At 77.2% G+C, this 15,306-nt stretch carries 17 protein-coding genes; 14 read left to right on the top strand and 3 right to left on the bottom strand.

Features of this window, described 5'->3' with window-relative positions; genetic code table 11:
- Positions 1-5: 5 nt before the first annotated feature.
- Positions 6-131 carry a hypothetical protein gene (locus tag BLQ97_RS24150; protein WP_281181363.1) on the top strand — a complete coding sequence of 42 codons (126 nt, stop codon included), beginning with the start codon at positions 6-8 and terminating at the stop codon, positions 129-131.
- A gap of 24 nt (positions 132-155) precedes the next feature.
- Here BLQ97_RS24150 and BLQ97_RS04620 read toward each other — a convergent pair whose 3' ends face one another.
- Entirely contained in the window at positions 156-1,511 is a 1,356-nt protein-coding gene (locus BLQ97_RS04620; RefSeq protein ID WP_091363531.1) for a phosphotransferase family protein, read from the bottom strand.
- Entirely contained in the window at positions 1,508-2,809 is a 1,302-nt protein-coding gene (locus BLQ97_RS04615) for an acyl-CoA dehydrogenase family protein (RefSeq protein ID WP_091363530.1), read from the bottom strand. Before BLQ97_RS04615 ends, BLQ97_RS04620 begins: the two co-directional genes overlap by 4 nt.
- 206 nt (positions 2,810-3,015) lie before the next feature.
- Between BLQ97_RS04615 and BLQ97_RS04610 the strand changes: the two genes are divergently transcribed.
- From BLQ97_RS04610 to BLQ97_RS04550, 13 genes are all read left to right on the top strand, one after another.
- Positions 3,016-4,062: an LLM class F420-dependent oxidoreductase gene (locus BLQ97_RS04610; RefSeq protein ID WP_091363528.1), complete on the top strand. Its 1,047-nt coding sequence runs from the start codon at positions 3,016-3,018 to the stop codon at positions 4,060-4,062.
- Positions 4,059-4,844 carry an enoyl-CoA hydratase/isomerase family protein gene (locus tag BLQ97_RS04605; protein ID WP_091363527.1) on the top strand — a complete coding sequence of 262 codons (786 nt, stop codon included), beginning with the start codon at positions 4,059-4,061 and terminating at the stop codon, positions 4,842-4,844. Before BLQ97_RS04610 ends, BLQ97_RS04605 begins: the two co-directional genes overlap by 4 nt.
- Positions 4,845-4,870: 26 nt before the next feature.
- Positions 4,871-5,683 carry an enoyl-CoA hydratase/isomerase family protein gene (locus tag BLQ97_RS04600; RefSeq protein WP_217637034.1) on the top strand — a complete coding sequence of 271 codons (813 nt, stop codon included), beginning with the start codon at positions 4,871-4,873 and terminating at the stop codon, positions 5,681-5,683.
- A 38-nt stretch (positions 5,684-5,721) separates the two neighbouring features.
- Entirely contained in the window at positions 5,722-6,933 is a 1,212-nt protein-coding gene (locus tag BLQ97_RS04595) for an acyl-CoA dehydrogenase family protein (RefSeq protein ID WP_091363525.1), read from the top strand.
- Positions 6,926-7,696, top strand: coding sequence for an SDR family NAD(P)-dependent oxidoreductase (locus BLQ97_RS04590; RefSeq protein ID WP_091363524.1), 771 nt, complete (start codon positions 6,926-6,928; stop codon positions 7,694-7,696). The genes BLQ97_RS04595 and BLQ97_RS04590 overlap by 8 nt, the downstream gene beginning before the upstream one ends.
- 17 nt (positions 7,697-7,713) lie before the next feature.
- Complete coding sequence (locus tag BLQ97_RS04585) at positions 7,714-8,826, top strand: acyl-CoA dehydrogenase family protein (protein ID WP_217637033.1); 1,113 nt, start codon at positions 7,714-7,716, stop codon at positions 8,824-8,826.
- A 5-nt stretch (positions 8,827-8,831) separates the two neighbouring features.
- A complete protein-coding gene (locus tag BLQ97_RS04580) occupies positions 8,832-9,635 on the top strand; it encodes an enoyl-CoA hydratase (RefSeq protein ID WP_091363522.1) in 804 nt (267 codons plus the stop codon).
- The gene (locus BLQ97_RS04575) at positions 9,632-10,324 is read left to right on the top strand and encodes a TetR/AcrR family transcriptional regulator (RefSeq protein WP_217637032.1); all 693 of its coding nucleotides are present in this window, start codon (positions 9,632-9,634) and stop codon (positions 10,322-10,324) included. The genes BLQ97_RS04580 and BLQ97_RS04575 overlap by 4 nt, the downstream gene beginning before the upstream one ends.
- A gap of 46 nt (positions 10,325-10,370) precedes the next feature.
- Positions 10,371-11,054 carry an NADPH-dependent F420 reductase gene (gene npdG, locus BLQ97_RS04570; RefSeq protein WP_091363520.1) on the top strand — a complete coding sequence of 228 codons (684 nt, stop codon included), beginning with the start codon at positions 10,371-10,373 and terminating at the stop codon, positions 11,052-11,054.
- Between the two features lie 147 nt (positions 11,055-11,201).
- The gene (locus tag BLQ97_RS04565) at positions 11,202-11,504 is read left to right on the top strand and encodes a hypothetical protein (RefSeq protein WP_091363518.1); all 303 of its coding nucleotides are present in this window, start codon (positions 11,202-11,204) and stop codon (positions 11,502-11,504) included.
- A gap of 68 nt (positions 11,505-11,572) precedes the next feature.
- On the top strand, positions 11,573-12,046 hold the full coding sequence (locus BLQ97_RS04560; RefSeq protein WP_245691802.1) for a hypothetical protein: 474 nt from the start codon (positions 11,573-11,575) through the stop codon (positions 12,044-12,046).
- 168 nt (positions 12,047-12,214) lie between these two features.
- On the top strand, positions 12,215-13,231 hold the full coding sequence (locus BLQ97_RS24145) for a C40 family peptidase (protein ID WP_091363513.1): 1,017 nt from the start codon (positions 12,215-12,217) through the stop codon (positions 13,229-13,231).
- Positions 13,232-13,253: 22 nt separating this feature from the next.
- A complete protein-coding gene (locus BLQ97_RS04550) occupies positions 13,254-14,732 on the top strand; it encodes an APC family permease (RefSeq protein ID WP_091363512.1) in 1,479 nt (492 codons plus the stop codon).
- On the opposite strand, the gene BLQ97_RS04545 is transcribed toward BLQ97_RS04550, so the two are convergent.
- Complete coding sequence (locus tag BLQ97_RS04545) at positions 14,650-15,276, bottom strand: YdeI/OmpD-associated family protein (RefSeq protein ID WP_091363510.1); 627 nt, start codon at positions 15,274-15,276, stop codon at positions 14,650-14,652. The genes BLQ97_RS04550 and BLQ97_RS04545 overlap by 83 nt on opposite strands.
- Between the last annotated feature and the right edge of the window lie 30 nt (positions 15,277-15,306).

Below are 15,306 nucleotides of genomic sequence, written 5' to 3'. Positions count from 1 at the left end.
CGACGGTGCTGGTCGTCGCGGACGAGCCACCGCCGATCACGTATCCGTTCCCACCGCTGGACGAGCTCCTCGTCGTCCTCGGCGTGTTCGCGCTCGTGTGGGTCGTCTGGTTCCTGATCCAGGACCGGTAGCAGGTCGCCCGGCAGTGGCCCGGGTCAGGCGTCGGGGACGGCGAGGTGGCGGGGGTTGGCCACCCGCAGCCGGTCGCGCACGCCCTCGCGGACGGCGTCGACGACCGCCTCCCAGCGGTCGTCGAGGGTGCCCTCGGTGATCGCCGCGGACAGCTCCGCGTCGTCGGCCACGCCCAGGCCGGCCAGCCGGGCCCGCCGCCGCGCCCGGGCGCCGTCGCCGAGCAGCAGCTCGCGGTGCACCGTGGCGACGACGTTGGCCGCCACCTGGGCGTGGAACGACGTCCGGCCACCGGTGGCCGCCCGCACCTCGCCGGCCAGGAAGTCGCCGACCGCGGCGGCCAGCTCGGCCGCGGTGGGCCGGCCGAAGAGCAGCTCGTCGTCGCCGGCCGGGTCCTCGGGCGCCGCGTCGTCGGGGCGGTCGAGACCCAGCGCCAGCAGGACGTCGAACTCCTGCTCGGCCGCGCGCCGCCCGATCGCGGCCAGCTCCACCGAGGGCTCGGCGCCCGAGAGGTGGCGCTCGGTCATCGCCCGCGTCATCAGGCCCCACTGGACGGTGCCGTACAGCTCCCACCAGTGCAGCTCCGCCGCCGTCGGCCGCCACCCGGCGACCGCGGCGTAGCCGTCGAGCAGCTCCTCGCGGGTGCCGACCCCCGCGGCGGGCAGCGGCGAGCCGAAGCGCCACACCTTGGCGCAGCACCAGCCGAGGTCCTCCAGCGGGTCGCCGCGGTGCACCAGCTCCCAGTCCAGGACGGCGCGCAGCCCGTCCGGGCCGATCATCAGGTTGCCCAGCCGGAAGTCGCCGTGCACCAGCACCGGACCGCGTGCCGGCGGGCGGTGCTCGGCCAACCAGCGCAGGCCCAGCGCCAGCCCGGGCGGAGGTGGCCCGCCGGTGAGGAAGGTCGTCGTCAGCCGCTCCAGGGGGTCGCCGGCGGCGGGGACCGCGGTCAGCCCGTCGAGCGGGGCGGCGTGCAGCCGGGCGAGGACCGCGCCGAGCTCGCGGGCCAGCCCCGCCCGCGCCGCCGCGAACGCCTCGTCCCGCAGCAGCCGGCGGGGGATCGTCTCGCCGTCCACCCGGCCCATGAGCAGGTGCTCCGCCGGCAGGCCGTCCTCCCCGCTGCCGACGTCGACCAGCTCGGGCACCGGCACGCCCGCGCGGGCGGCCGCGGTGATCGCCTCGGCCTCCACCGCCAGCGGCGCGCCCCCGGTGCCGGCGCCGCCGCGCAGCACCAGGCCCCGGCGCCCCGAGGCGTCCACCGCGGTGAGCGCCCACGTCTCGCGGTTGGCCCCGCCGGTGAGCCGGGTCAGGTCCTCGACGGCCACCGGCCGGCCGGAGACCCGGGTCAGCCGCCGGGCGAGCGCGCTCGCCGGCCCCGCGGTCACCGCAGGAAGCCGAACAGCTGCCCGGCCACCCGCCGCATCTGGATCTCCTCGCTGCCCTCGGTGATCCGGTAGCGGCGGTGGTGGCGGTAGATGTGCTCGAAGGGCAGGTGCCGGGAGTAGCCCATGCCGCCGTGCACCTGCATCGCCCGGTCGGCGGCGTCGCACACCAGCCGGTTGCCGCGGTAGTTGCACATCGAGACGCGGTGGCCGATGGTCACCGCCGGCTCGCCGCGGGCGGTGAGCCCGTCGAGGTCGGCCGCGGTGGCGCGGATGAGCGTGCGGACCAGCTCGGCCTCCGTGTGCAGCTCGACCAGCGGCCACTGGATCGCCTGCCGCTCGGCCAGCGGCCTGCCGAAGGTGTGCCGCTGCCGGGCGTGCTCGACCGAGCGGTCGATGCAGAACTGCGCCGCGCCGACGCCCGACGCCGCCTGGCGGATCCGGTTCTCGTGCACGAAGGTCTGGGCCACCGCCAGCCCCTCGCCCTCGGCGCCGAGCACCGCGGAGCCGGGCACCCGGACGCCGTCGAGCACCACCTCGCCGTGGTCGGTGGGCATGTTGAGCGTCCACCAGAAGTGCGGCACCGACAGGCCCGGCGCGTCGATCGGCACCAGCAGGGCGCTGATCCCGCGGGCCTCACCCGGGCGGCCCGAGGTGCGGGCGAAGACCAGCAGGTGGGTGCCGGTGTGCACGCCGGTGATCCAGCGCTTGCGCCCCGTGATCACCCAGTCGCCGCCGTGGCGCTCGGCGCGGGTGTCCATCCACGTGGCGTCGCTGCCGTGGTCGGGCTCGGTGAGCGCGAAGGACATCCGGCGCTCGCCGGTGACCAGCGCCTCGACGAACTCCTCGCGCTGCTCCGCGGTGCCGAACAGGTGCAGCAGGTGCGGCACCACGAGGTTGCCGACGACGCTGTGCTCGTTCTGCAGGTCGTTGTGCAGGCCCAGCCCGCGGTGGGCGAGGTGCTCGCGGACCACCGCCATGTCCACGTTGCCGCCGTCGCGCCCGCCCAGCTCGGCCGGCAGCGAGTACCGCAGCCAGCCGGCGGCGTCGGCGCGGCGGCGCACCTCGGCCAGCAGCTCCTCCCACTCCGCCCGGGGCACGCCGCCGGCCTCCACGTCGGTGCGGGCGAACTCGCGGCGGTGGTCGAAGAAGCGGACGTTGTCGTCCTGCTGCTCGAGCGGGTCGATCTCCGCCGCGACGAAGGCGTCGAGGTCGGCGAGCAGCGCGGTCAGCCGGGCGGGCAGCGCGGAGCCGGGCACCTCCCCGCGGGCAGGCGGAGCGGGGTCGTCCAGCGTGGTCATGCGGACCTCCTGTCCGGCGGCGGTGCCGGGCGCCCCGACCCTGGCAGCGGGTGATCGGCGGCGTCAACGCCGGGTCCCGGCGTCCCCGGCGGGCGTTGACACCGCACCCACCGCAGGGCTTGACTGCCCGACGTTGACGTCAGCGTCACCTGAACGGCACCGGCGACGTCGCACCCACCGCACGACGCAGAGGGGACGGCGGGGCCATGCGCATCGGCATGCGGATCGCCTACAGCGGCGGCTTCCGCGAGGCGGCCCACGAGGTCACCGACCTGGAGAAGGCCGGCCTGGACCTGGTGTCCATCGCCGAGGCCTACAGCTTCGACGCGGTCAGCCAGCTCGGGTACCTGGCCGCGGTCACCGAGCGCGTGGAGCTGACCAGCGGCATCCTCCAGGCGCTCACCCGCACCCCCACGCTCACCGCGATGACGGCGGCCGGACTGGACTCCGTCTCCGACGGGCGGTTCACCCTGGGCCTGGGCGCGAGCGGGCCGCAGGTGGTGGAGGGCTTCCACGGCGTCCGCTACGACGCGCCGCTGGGCCGGCTGCGGGAGATCGTGGAGATCTGCCGGATGGTGTGGCGCCGCGAGCGCGTGGTGTACGAGGGGAAGCACTACACGATCCCGCTGCCGCCCGACCAGGGCACCGGCCTGGGCAAGCCGCTCAAGCTGATCAACACCCCGGTCCGCGAGCGGATCCCGGTCGCGCTGGCCTCGATCGGGCCGAGGAACGTCGAGATGACCGCCGAGATCGCCGAGGGCTGGGAGCCGATCTTCTTCGTCCCCGAGCGGGCCGCCGAGATCTGGGGACCGTCGCTGGAGGCGGGGCGGGCGAAGCGGGACCCGGCGCTGGGGCCGCTCGACGTCCGCGTCGGCGTCCCGTGCGCGATCGGGGAGGGCCTGGAGGAGCTGCGCGAGCGGTCGCGGGAGGGCCTCGCGCTCTACATCGGCGGGATGGGCGCGCGCGGCAAGAACTTCTACAACGAGCTGACCGTGCGCTACGGCTTCGCCGAGGCCGCCGCCACCGTCCAGGACCTCTACCTGTCCGGGCGCAAGGAGGAGGCCGCCGCCGCGGTGCCCGCCGAGATGGTCGAGGCCACCTCGCTGGTCGGCCCCCGGGGCTGGGTGGCCGAGCGGCTGGCGGCGCTGCGCGACGCCGGTGTCACCACGCTGGTCACCTCCCTGGTGCAGCCCGAGCGGGCCGACCGGCTGCGCACCGTCGAGCAGCTCAAGCAGCTGGCGGCCGACCTGTGACCCCCGAGGGCGATCCGGCACCGGTCGCGCTGACCCGGGACGGCGACGTCGCGACGCTCACGCTGGCCAACCCCCGGCGGAAGAACGCGGTGCCGCCGCGGGCCTGGCGGCTGCTGCGCGAGGCGCTCGAGGAGGTGGGCCGCTCCGACGCCCGGGTGCTGGTGGTGACCGGCGCGGGCACCGACTTCTGCGCCGGCGCCGACCTCGCCGCCCGCGACGAGCGGCCGGCCGCCCCGCTGGCGGGCATGGCCGAGGTGACCGGCGCCTGCCTGGCGCTGCACCGGCTGCCCGTGCCGACGATCGCCCGGGTCGACGGCGTCGCGGTGGGCGCGGGCATGAACCTCGCCCTGGGCTGCGACTTCGTCGTCGCCACCGACCGGGCGCGGTTCTCCGAGATCTTCGTCCGCCGCGGCCTGTCCGTGGACTTCGGCGGCTCGTGGCTGCTGCCGCGGCTGGTGGGGCTGCGCCGGGCCCGGGAGCTGGTGCTGCTCGGCGAGGTCGTCGACGCCGCGGAGGCGCTGGAGGCCGGGCTGGTGCGCCAGGTCGTGCCGCCGGAGGAGCTCGACGCGGCGGTCGCGGCGCTGGCCGCGCGGCTGGCCGCCGGGCCGCCGGTGGCGCTGCGCTCGTCCAAGCGGATGCTCGCCGACTCCTTCGAGGTCGGCCTGGAGCGGGCGCTGGAGGACGAGGCGCGCAGCCAGGAGGTCAACTTCGGCACCGCCGACTTCCGCGAGGCCGTCGCCGCCTTCCTCGACAAGCGCGAGCCGCGCTTCACCGGCCGCTGAGCCACACCTGACCGAGGGAGACGCCCGTGACGACCACCCTGCGCCTGGAGTCCCCCGAGCCCGGCATCGCGGTGCTCACCCTCGACCGGCCCGAGCGGCTCAACGCGCTGTCGCCGGACCTGCTGCGCGAGCTGCACGCCACCCTCGACCGGCTGGCCGCCGACCCGTCGGTGCGGGTGCTGGTGCTCACCGGCGCCGGCCGCGGCTTCTGCGCGGGGCTGGACCTCACCGCCTACGACATGGGCGGCGAGGGACGGCGGGGCGAGGAGGACAGCCCGCAGCGGCGGCTGGCGCTGCAGCAGCACATCGCCGCGTTGGTGCCGAAGCTCCGCGGGCTGCCGCAGGTGGTGGTCGCCGCGGTCAACGGACCCGCGGCCGGCGGGGGACTGGCCCTCGCGCTGGCCTCCGACGTCCGGGTCGCCGCGGCGAGCGCGGTGTTCGGCGTCGCGTTCGTGCGGCTCGGGCTGTCCGGCTGCGACATCGGCGTCAGCTGGCTGCTGCCGCGGCTGGTCGGCGCCTCCCGCGCCTTCGAGATGCTGCTCACCGGACGGCTCGTCGACGCCGCCGAGGCCGACCGCACCGGCCTGGTCAGCCGCGTCGTCCCCGACGGCGAGGTGCTCGACGCCGCGCTGGAGACCGCCCGCGCGGTGCTGGCCAACTCGCCGATGGGCGTGCGCCTGACCAAGGAGGTCATGTGGAGCCAGCTCGAGGTCGGCAGCCTGCAGGCCGGCATCGACCTGGAGAACCGCACGCAGATCCTCGCCACCTACACCCGGGACGCCGACGAGGCCGCCCAGGCGTTCCGCGGCCGCCGCGCGCCCGTCTTCCACGACGCCTGACCGAGCCGCCCGACCCCGCTGCCCGAGAGAGGTCCCCGGTGACCACCACCGCCCCCACGAGCCACCGCGAGCTGGTGGCGGAGACCGCCCGCCGCGTCGTCGCCGAGCACCCGCCGGCGTCCACCCCGCGCGATGAGTTCCTCGGCGCCTGCTTCGACGCCGGCCTCGCCTGGGTGCACTTCCCCCACGGCTCGGGCGGGCTCGGCGTCGAGGCCGGCCTGCAGGACCTCGCCGACTCGGTCCTGCAGGGCGCCGGCGGGCCGGTGCCCTTCGCGATCAACCCGATCGGCTACGGCATGGCCGCGCCCACCGTGGTCGAGCACGCCCGGCCCGAGGTCGCCGCGGAGCTGCTGCGCCCGCTGGCCACCTGCGAGGAGCTGTGGTGCCAGCTGTTCAGCGAGCCCGGCGCCGGCTCCGACCTCGCCGGGCTGGCCACCCGCGCGGTCCTCGACGGCGACACCTGGGTGGTCGAGGGCCAGAAGGTGTGGACCAGCCTCGCCCACCGGGCCCGCCGCGCGCTGCTGCTCGCCCGCACCGACCCCGACGTGCCCAAGCACCGCGGGCTGACCTACTTCGTGCTCGACATGACCGACCCCGGCGTCGAGGTCCGCCCGTTGCGGCAGATGACCGGCGCCGCGGAGTTCAACGAGGTCCACCTCGACGGCGCCCGCATCCCCGACAGCCACCGGTTGGGCGAGGTCGGGCAGGGCTGGCGGGTCGCGATGACCACGCTGATGAACGAGCGGCGCGCCATCGGCGGCGGCAGCAGCCGGCGGGGCAGCGGCAGCATCGGCACGGCGCTGCGGCTCTGGCGCGAGCGCCCCGACCTGCGCACCCCGACGCTGCGCGACCGGCTCACCCAGCTGTTCGCCGCCGCCGACGCCGCCCGGCTCACCGGCGAGCGGCAGCGGGTGGAGAGCGGCGACCGGCCGGTCGGGCCCGAGGGCAGCATCCCCAAGCTGGTCGGCGCCGAGCTCAACCAGGCGGTCTACGACTTCTGCATGGACCTGCTCGGCGTCGAGGCCACCCTCTACGGCTCCTACGACCCGCCGGACGGCGTCGACGACGCCACCGACGAGACCGCCGGGGCCGGGGACGTGCAGCGCGCGTTCCTGCGCTCGCGCGCCAACACCATCGAGGGCGGCACGTCCGAGGTGCTCCGGAACATCCTCGGCGAGCGGCTGCTCGGCCTGCCCGGGGAGCCCCGGACCGACACCAACCGGCCGTGGCGCGAGGTCCCCCGTGGCTGAGCGGGGGCCGCTCACCGGCCGGGTCGCCCTGGTCACCGGCGGCGGCCGCGGCATCGGCGCGGCGATCACCGCCGAGCTGGCGCGGGCCGGTGCCGCCGTCGCGCTCACCTACCGCCGCGACCGGGCCGCCGCCGAGGAGCTCGCCGGGACGCTCACCGGCGAGGGCGCTGCGGTGCTCCCGGTCCAGGCCTCCGTCGAGGACCCGGCGGCGTCGGCCCGCGCGGTCGAGGCCGCCGTGGCGGAGTTCGGCGGTCTCGACCTGCTGGTCAGCAACGCCGGCATCGCCAGCCGGGGGCTGCCGGTGGGCGAGACGACGGCCGAGGAGGTGTCCCGGCTGCTCGCCGTCCACGCGGTCGGGCCGCACCAGCTGGTCCGGGCCGCGCTGCCGCACCTGCGCCGGCACGCGCGCTCGGACGTCGTCGTCGTGAGCAGCGTCGCCGCGGGCGCGTGGTCGGCCGGCGGCGCGCCCTACGCGATGGCCAAGGCCGCCGCCGAGGCGATGGCCCACGTGCTGGCCCGCGAGGAGCGGGGCAACGGCGTCCGGGTCAACATCGTCGCCCCCGGCCTGGTGGACACCGAGATGGGCCGCCGGCTGGTGCGGGCCACCCGCGAGGGAGCCGACATCCGCGCGCTCGACGCCGGCTCGCCCTTCGGCCGGGTGTGCACCCCGCAGGACGTCGCCGCCGTCGTCCGCGCGCTGGTCGACCCCGCCTGCGCCTACCTCACCGACCAGCGCGTCGTCGTCGACGGCGGCACCTTCTGACCCGAGAGGACCGGCCCGTGGTCGAGTTCGAGTTCACCGCCGAGCAGCGGGCGCTGCGCGAGGTCGCCCGCGACGTGTGCACCCGGTGGTCCCCGGAGGCGGAGGTGCGCCGGCTGATGGGCACCCCGGAGGGCTTCGACCGCACCGTCTGGCGGCGGCTGGGCGCCGACGTCGGGCTGCTCGGCCTCGCCGTCCCCGAGGAGCACGGCGGCGCCGGCGCGGGGCTGGTCGAGCTCGCGCTGCTGGCCGAGGAGACCGGCCGCACGCTGCTGGGCGGGCCGCTGCTGGGCACCGTCGCCCTCGCCGTCCCGGCGCTGCTGGCCGCCGGCGACGACGCGGTCGCCGCCGAGCTGCTGCCCGGCGTCCTCGACGGCTCGACGGTGCTCGCGCTGGCCGCCACCGACGACCGCGGCACCTGGGCGCCGGCGCAGCCGTCGGTGACCACCGACGGCGGGACGCTGACCGGCGGGCAGGCGCACGTCCTCGACGGCGCGGCCGCCGACGCGCTGCTCGTGCTGGCCGCCGGCGAGCAGGGGCCGGCGCTGCACCTCGTCGACGGCGGCGCGCCCGGGCTGACCCGCGAGGTGCAGTCCGGCCTGGACCTCACCCGCCGGCAGGCCCGGCTGCGGTTCGACGGCGTCGCGGCCCGCCCGGTCGGGTCCGCAGGGGCCGCCGCGGACGCCGTCGCCACCGCCCGCCGGACCGCCGCGGTCGTGCTGGCCGCGGCGGCCGTCGGCAGCGCCCAGCGGCTGCTGGACTCCGCGGTCGAGCACGCCCGCACCCGGCTGCAGTTCGGCCGGCCGATCGGCTCGTTCCAGGCGATCAAGCACCGCTGCGCGGACATGCTCGTCGACGTCGAGCACGCCCGGTCGGCCGCCTACCACGCGGCGTGGGCCGCCGACGAGGGCACCGACGACCCCGCGCTGGCCGCCGACCTGGCCACCGTCGTCACCACCGAGGCGCACCTGCGGGTGGCCAGGGGCACCGTCCAGGTGCACGGCGGCACCGGCTTCACCTGGGAGCACCCCACCCACCTGCACTACAAGCGCGCGGTCAGCGACGCGGCGCTGCTCGGCGGGCGGGCCGCGGCGGCCGCCCGGCTGGCCGACGCCGTCCTCGAGCCGGCCTGACGGCGGTGACCGAGCCCGACGTCGTCCTCGTCGAGCGGGACGGACCGGTCGCCACCGTCACGCTGCACCGGCCCGCGGTCCGCAACGCGCTCTCGCCCGGGCTGCTGGCCCGGCTGCGGGAGGCGATGGCCGCGCTGGACGCCGACGACGCCGTCGGGGCCGTCGTGCTCACCGGCGCGGACCCGGCGTTCTGCGCCGGGCTGGACCTGCGCGAGCTGGGCAGCGGCGGGATCGACCCGTCCGCGGGTGGCGACGAGGGGCGGCCGTCCTGGCAGCCGTGGGCGCGGCTGTCCACGCCGGTGGTCGGGGCGGTCAACGGCGCGGCGGTCACCGGTGGCCTGGAGCTGGCGCTGCACTGCGACGTCCTGGTGGCCTCCGAGCGGGCCCGCTTCGCCGACACCCACGCCCGGGTCGGCGTCCTGCCCGGCTGGGGGCTGACCGTGCTGCTCCCGCTGGCCGTCGGCCGCGGCCTGGCCCGCCGGATGAGCCTCACCGGCGACCACCTCTCCGCCGCCGAGGCGCTGCGCGCGGGCCTGGTCACCGAGGTCGTGCCGCACGCCGAGCTGCTGCCCACCGCGCACCGGCTGGCGGCCACCATCGCCGGCAACGACCGCGCCGCCGTCCGCCGGCTGCTGCGCTCCTACCGCGACGTCGAGGCCGCCGCCGTGGGCGAGGGGTTCGCCGTCGAGGCCGCCACCGCCGCCGAGTGGGCGGCGCGCCACGACCCCGCCGAGGTGGAGCGCCGGCGCGCCGGCCTGCTCGACCGCGGCCGCGCGCAGCTCGCGGGGTCGGGGGAGGGCGGCCCGTGAGCGCACCGCGGGTCGCCGGCGTCGGCATGGCGGGCGGCCCCGGCCAGCAGGAGCGCCGCGAGGCCGGGCCGCTGACCGACCGGGGCCAGGCGCGCAAGGCCGCCCTGCTCGACGCCGCGCGCCGGGTCTTCGAGCGGCGCGGGTTCCTCGACACCCGGGTGGCCGACATCGTCGCCGAGGCGCGGGTCGCCCAGGGCACCTTCTACACCTACTTCGACTCCAAGGACGCCGTCTTCCGGGCCGTGGCCACCGCCGTGGCCGACGAGCTGCTCGTCGCGCTGCGCACCGACGTCCACGACGGGACGCCCTACGAGCGTGCGCACGCGGCGATGGAGCGCTTCGTCGACGCCTACCGCCCGCGGGCGCGGGTCATCGCGCTGATCGAGCAGGTCGGCACGTTCACGCCCGAGCTGCGGCAGCTGCGGCTGCAGGTGCGCGAGGCGTTCGTGGAGCGCGCCGCCCGCGGGATCGCCCACCAGCAGGCGGCCGGGGTCGCCGACCGCGCGCTGGACCCCGTGCTGGCCGCGGAGGTCCTCGGCGCGATGGTCGACCACACCTGCTACGTGTGGCTCACCCTCGGCCGCGACTTCGACCGCGAGGCGCTGCTGCGGACCCTGACCACGGTCTGGGTGCGCGCCGTCGGCGCCGACGGGAACCCTGCGCATCGATCGGGCGAGGGCGCCCGCTAGCGTCCGCCCGGGTGCTCCACCGGGGAGCGCAGCGAGGAGGCGTCCAGTGACCGAGGCGAGCGGCACCACCCTGCCCGAGGGCCTGACCGTGGCGGTGCTGGGCGGCACCGGCCCGCAGGGGCGCGGCCTGGCCCGGCGCTTCGCCGCGGCCGGCGTGCGCGTCGTGCTGGGCAGCCGCGACGCCGGGCGCGCGCAGTCCGCCGCCGCCGACCTGGCGTCGGCCACCGGCGGGGACGTCTCCGGCGCGGACAACGCCGGTGCCGCCCGCGCCGGGGACGTCGTCGTGGTCGCGGTGCCCTGGGACGGGCACGCCGAGCTGCTGACCGGCCTGCGCGCGGAGCTGGCCGGAAAGGTCGTCGTCGACTGCGTCAACCCGCTGGGCTTCGACAAGCAGGGCGCCTTCGCCCTCGCCGTCCCCGAGGGGTCGGCCGCCCAGCAGGCCGCGGCGCTGCTGCCCGACAGCCGGGTGGTCGCCGCCTTCCACCACGTGAGCGCCGTCCTGCTCGAGGACCCGGAGGTCACCGCCGTGGACACCGACGTGCTGGTGCTCGGCGAGGACCGGGAGGCCACCGACCTGGTCCAGGCGCTGGCCGGCACCGTCCCCGGGATGCGCGGGGTCTACGCGGGGCGGCTGCGCAACGCCCACCAGGTCGAGGCGCTCACCGCCAACCTGATCAGCGTCAACCGGCGGTACAAGGCGCACGCCGGGCTGCGGGTCACCGACGTCTGAGCGGCGTCGCTCCTGGGGCGCGTGGGGCGGCGGCGACGAAACCAGCCTCTCTACCGCACGGGTGCACCGCTCAAACACCGATTGCGCACTACCTTCTCCCGCGACCGCACCAGCCCCCAGGGACGGGGGTGTCGAGGGGAGCCCGCCATGACCCGCACGCAGAAGCCCTCCGTCTTCCAGGTCGGCACGATCTGGGACGACGGCCGCACCGTCGTCGTCTCCGGCTGGGGCATCGGGCTGTGCGCCGCCGCGTGCGCCTGCCACCGCCACCCGGTCTCGGGCACCCTCGCCATCGACGAGGACCAGGCCGGCGGCACGCTCGGGCTGGCCAGCTTCGGCCCGGACGGCTGCGACTGCTGCGAGCCCTGGACCGCCGACGAGCTCGCCGCGGTCCTGCGCGACCTGCAGCAGGTGGCCGGCCTCGACGCCGAGGAGCCCCTCGCCGGCTAGCTCCGGCGACGAGGACCTGACCGGGGCCGGTGCCGTGTGGCGCCGGCCCCGCTGGGTATCCCGGGCCCGTGCTGGGACGAGCCGCGCTGCGTGGTGCCCTCGCCGGGCTGGCCGGTACCGCGGCGATGACGGCGGCGACCAAGGCCGAGCAGCAGGTGACCGGCCGGCCGGACTCCTACGTGCCGGCCCGCACGCTCACCGCGCTCGCCACCGGCCGCCGGCCCCCGGGGTCGGAGCGCCCCCTGCTGCGCAACCACCTCATGCACTGGGGGACCGGTGCCGCCGTGGGCGCGCTGCGCGGGGTCTGGTCGGCCAGCGGGCTGCGCGGCTGGCGCGGCTCGGCCTGGTTCACCTCGGTGCGGCTGGCCACCGACCAGACGCTGGAGAACGCCACCGGCGTCGGTGACCCGCCGTGGACCTGGTCGCGCCGCGACCAGGTCGTCGACCTCGCCGGCAAGGCCGTCTACTCGTTCGTCACCGGCGCGGTCGCCGACGCGCTCGTGCCGCTCGCCCCCGACCGCAGCCACCGCACCCGCTCCTGACCCCTGCCGGGCCCCGTGGGACGCGTGGGGTCCCCGCGCCCGGTGGGTCCGGTGTGACCCGGCCGCGCTGCCGGGCCCGCGCGCCGTCGTCACCCTGCGGTGGCGGGCTCCCTACCGTCCGTGCAGGACGTGGAGGAGCCGCCACCGGCGGCAGGGGGGACGGCGACAGTGCAGCGCAACCGGACGACGGGTCGCCGCTGGTCGGGTGCGGCCGTCGCCGCCGCCGGCCTGCTCGTCCTCGTGCTCGCCCCGACCGCCGCCTCGGCCGCGCCGGCCACCGCCGGGGAGGCCGCCGCGCTGGTCGAGGAGACCGGCCGTCGGCTCGCCGTGCTCGACGAGCAGGTGCACCAGGCCGAGCTCACCGTCGAGGCCCGCCAGCAGGCCGCCGCCGACGCCGAGCGCGCCGCCGCCGGGGCCGAGGCGACGCTGGCGCAGTACGCGCCGCAGATCCGCGCCATCGCCCAGACCGGCTACACCGGCGGCACCCGGTCGCGGGTGGCCGCCTTCCTCGGCAGCGACTCCGCCGACGACCTGGTCGCCCAGATGACCACCCTGGAGCTCATCGCCGACCACACCGAGGGCGTGCTGACCGAGGTGGCCGCCGCCCAGGCGCGCGCCGCGGAGGCCCGCGCCGCCGCCGACGCCGCCGGTGGCGAGGCCGCCGCCGCGCTGGCCGCGCTGCACGAGCAGCAGGCCCAGGTGCGGGCCGAGGCCGACGCCTACGAGGCCGACTTCGCCCGGCTGTCGGCCGCCGAGCAGACCGTGGTCACCACCGCGCTCGCCGGCCCCACGCTGGCCGCGCCCGCCGCCGAGGTCGCCGCGGCCGCCGCACCCGGCCCGGCCGCCGCCGTCGCCGTGCAGACCGCGCTGGCGCAGCTCGGCGACCCCTACGTCTGGGGCGCCTCCGGCCCGGACGGCTTCGACTGCTCGGGACTGACCCAGTACGCCTACGCGGCGGCCGGCATCTCGCTGCCGCACTCCAGCGGCGCACAGGCGTCGATGGGCACCCCGGTGGCCCGCGCCGACCTCATGCCCGGCGACATCGTCTACTTCTACTCCCCGGTCAGCCACGTGGGCATCTACGTCGGCGACGGCAAGATGGTGCACGCCCGCACGTTCGGCTCGCCGGTCGCGGTGACCAGCGTGGACATGTCCGGCTACCGGGGCGCCGTCCGCGTCGCCTGAGCGGCGGACGTAGCGTGCCGGGGTGACCCGGGCAGCGCAGCGTCCGCAGCCGGCGCTGCGCCCGGAGGCCATCGGCTTCCTCGACGCGCTGGTCATCGGCCTGGCCGCCACCTCACCGGCGTACTCGCTGGCCGCGGTCATCGGGCCGGTCGTGGCCCTGGTGGGCGTGCACGCCCCCGGGGTGGTGCTCGCCTCCTTCGTGCCGATGCTGCTCATCGCCGGGGCCTTCGCGGCCCTCAACCGGGCCGACCCCGACTGCGGGACCACGTTCTCCTGGGTCACCCGCGCCTTCGGCCCGACCACCGGGTGGATCGGCGGGTGGGCGATCGCGATGACCGGCGTCCTGGTGGTCGGCTCGCTGGCCGAGGTGGGCGTCCGGTTCACCCTGCTGGCCCTCGGCCTGGACTCCTGGGAGGCCTCGACGCCGCTGGTCGTGGCGCTGAGCGTGCTGCTGGTCGTGCTCATGGCCGCGCTGTGCGTGCTGGGCACCGAGCTCTCGGCGCGGGTGCAGAACGGGCTGGTCCTGGCGCAGACGGTCGCGCTGGCGGTGTTCGCCGTCGTCGCCGTCGTCCGCGGGGTGCGGGGTGACGCGCCGTCCGGCGGGCTGACGCCGTCCTGGGACTGGCTCGACCCCTCCGGTGCCGGCGGGACCGCGCTGACCGGGGGGCTGCTGCTCGGCGTCTTCGCCTACTGGGGCTGGGAGTCGGCGGTCAACCTCACCGAGGAGACCCGCGACCCGCTGCGCGCGCCCGGCCGCGCCGGGGTGCTCTCCACCGTCGTCCTGCTGCTCACCTACCTCGGCGTCGCGGTCGCCGTCGTCTCCTTCGCCGGCACCGGCTTCCTGGCCGGCAACGCCGACGAGGAGGAGGCGGTGTTCGCGCTGCTGTCGGCGCAGGTGCTCGGCGGGTGGGACTGGGTCGTGCTGGTCGCCGTCGCCACCTCGGCGGTCGCCTCCACCCAGACGACGGTCATCCCGGCGTCGCGGACCGCCCTGTCGATGGCGCGGCGGGCGGCGCTGCCGGCCCGGTTCGGGTCGGTGTCGCAGCGGTTCCGGACGCCGGACGTCTCCACCTGGTGGGTCGCCGCCGTGGCCGTGGCCTGGTACGTCGGCGTGCACCTGGTCAGCGAGAACGCGCTGCTGGACTCGATCACCGCGCTGTCGCTGCTCATCGCGCTCTACTACGCCCTCACCGGGCTGGCCTGCGCCTGGTTCTTCCGCCGGCGGCTGACCCGCGGCGTGCGCGACCTGCTGCTGCTCGGCGCCGGCCCGCTGGCCGGTGCCGCGGTGCTGCTGTGGCTGCTCGTCCTGTCGGTGCGCGACCTCGCCGACCCGGCGAACAGCTACGGCGGTCAGGCGTGGTTCGGGGTGGGCCCGCCGCTGGTCATCGGCGTCGGCATCCTGCTCGCCGGGGTCGTGCTCATGCTCCTGTGGCGCCGGCGCGACGCCCGGTTCTGGCAGGAGCGGCCGGGTGTGGCCGGCGACCCTCCGCCAGCATCGTGACCACCGCGGCGACCCGCCTCGCGCGCGTCGCCGGCGTCGCCGCGGTGTGCACCCGGTGCAGCACCGCGTAGCGGTTGGTCGCGTCCAGCCCGGCGAAGGCCTCCTGCGCGGCCGGCTCGGCGGCCAGGGCGGCGGCGAGGTCGTCGGGCACGGTGATGGTGGCCGGGCCGGCGTAGGCGCGCTCCCAGCGGCCGTCGGCCCGCGCCGCCTCGACCTGGGCCAGGCCCGCCGGGCGCATCCGGCCGGCCGCGGTGAGCTGCTCCACGGCGGCGACGTTCTTCTGCGACCACACGCTGCGCGGCCGCCGCGGGGTGACCCGCATGAGGTAGAAGCGCTCGTCGAGCCGGTTGGTGCGCCCGTCGATCCAGCCGAAGCACAGCAGCGACTCGACCATCTCGGCGTGGGTCAGCGACGGCACCCCGGCGCCCTTCTTGGCCAGCTTCACGTAGCAGCCGGGCGCGGTGGCGTGCTCGGCCTCCAGCCACGCCTCGAAGGCGGCCTGGTCGGGGAAGGCGAGCACCGGCAGGTCGGTCGGCGGGGTCACGACGGCGATCCTGGCGCGGCGCGGGCCGTC

It is taken from the genome of Geodermatophilus telluris, assembly GCF_900102745.1.
GTDB classification, from domain to species: domain Bacteria; phylum Actinomycetota; class Actinomycetes; order Mycobacteriales; family Geodermatophilaceae; genus Geodermatophilus; species Geodermatophilus telluris.
The sequence above is the reverse complement of the archived record's forward strand: the minus strand, read 5'-3'. Positions and strand labels throughout refer to the sequence as shown.

Bases quoted from the DNA above. Each gene is read 5' to 3' on its own strand.
- BLQ97_RS04615 (WP_091363530.1), bottom strand. From the start codon at position 2,809: ATGACCACGCTGGACGACCCCGCTCCGCCTGCCCGCGGGGAGGTGCCC.
- BLQ97_RS04565 (WP_091363518.1), top strand. From the start codon at position 11,202: ATGACCCGCACGCAGAAGCCCTCCGTCTTCCAGGTCGGCACGATCTGG.
- BLQ97_RS04610 (WP_091363528.1), top strand. From the start codon at position 3,016: ATGCGCATCGGCATGCGGATCGCCTACAGCGGCGGCTTCCGCGAGGCG.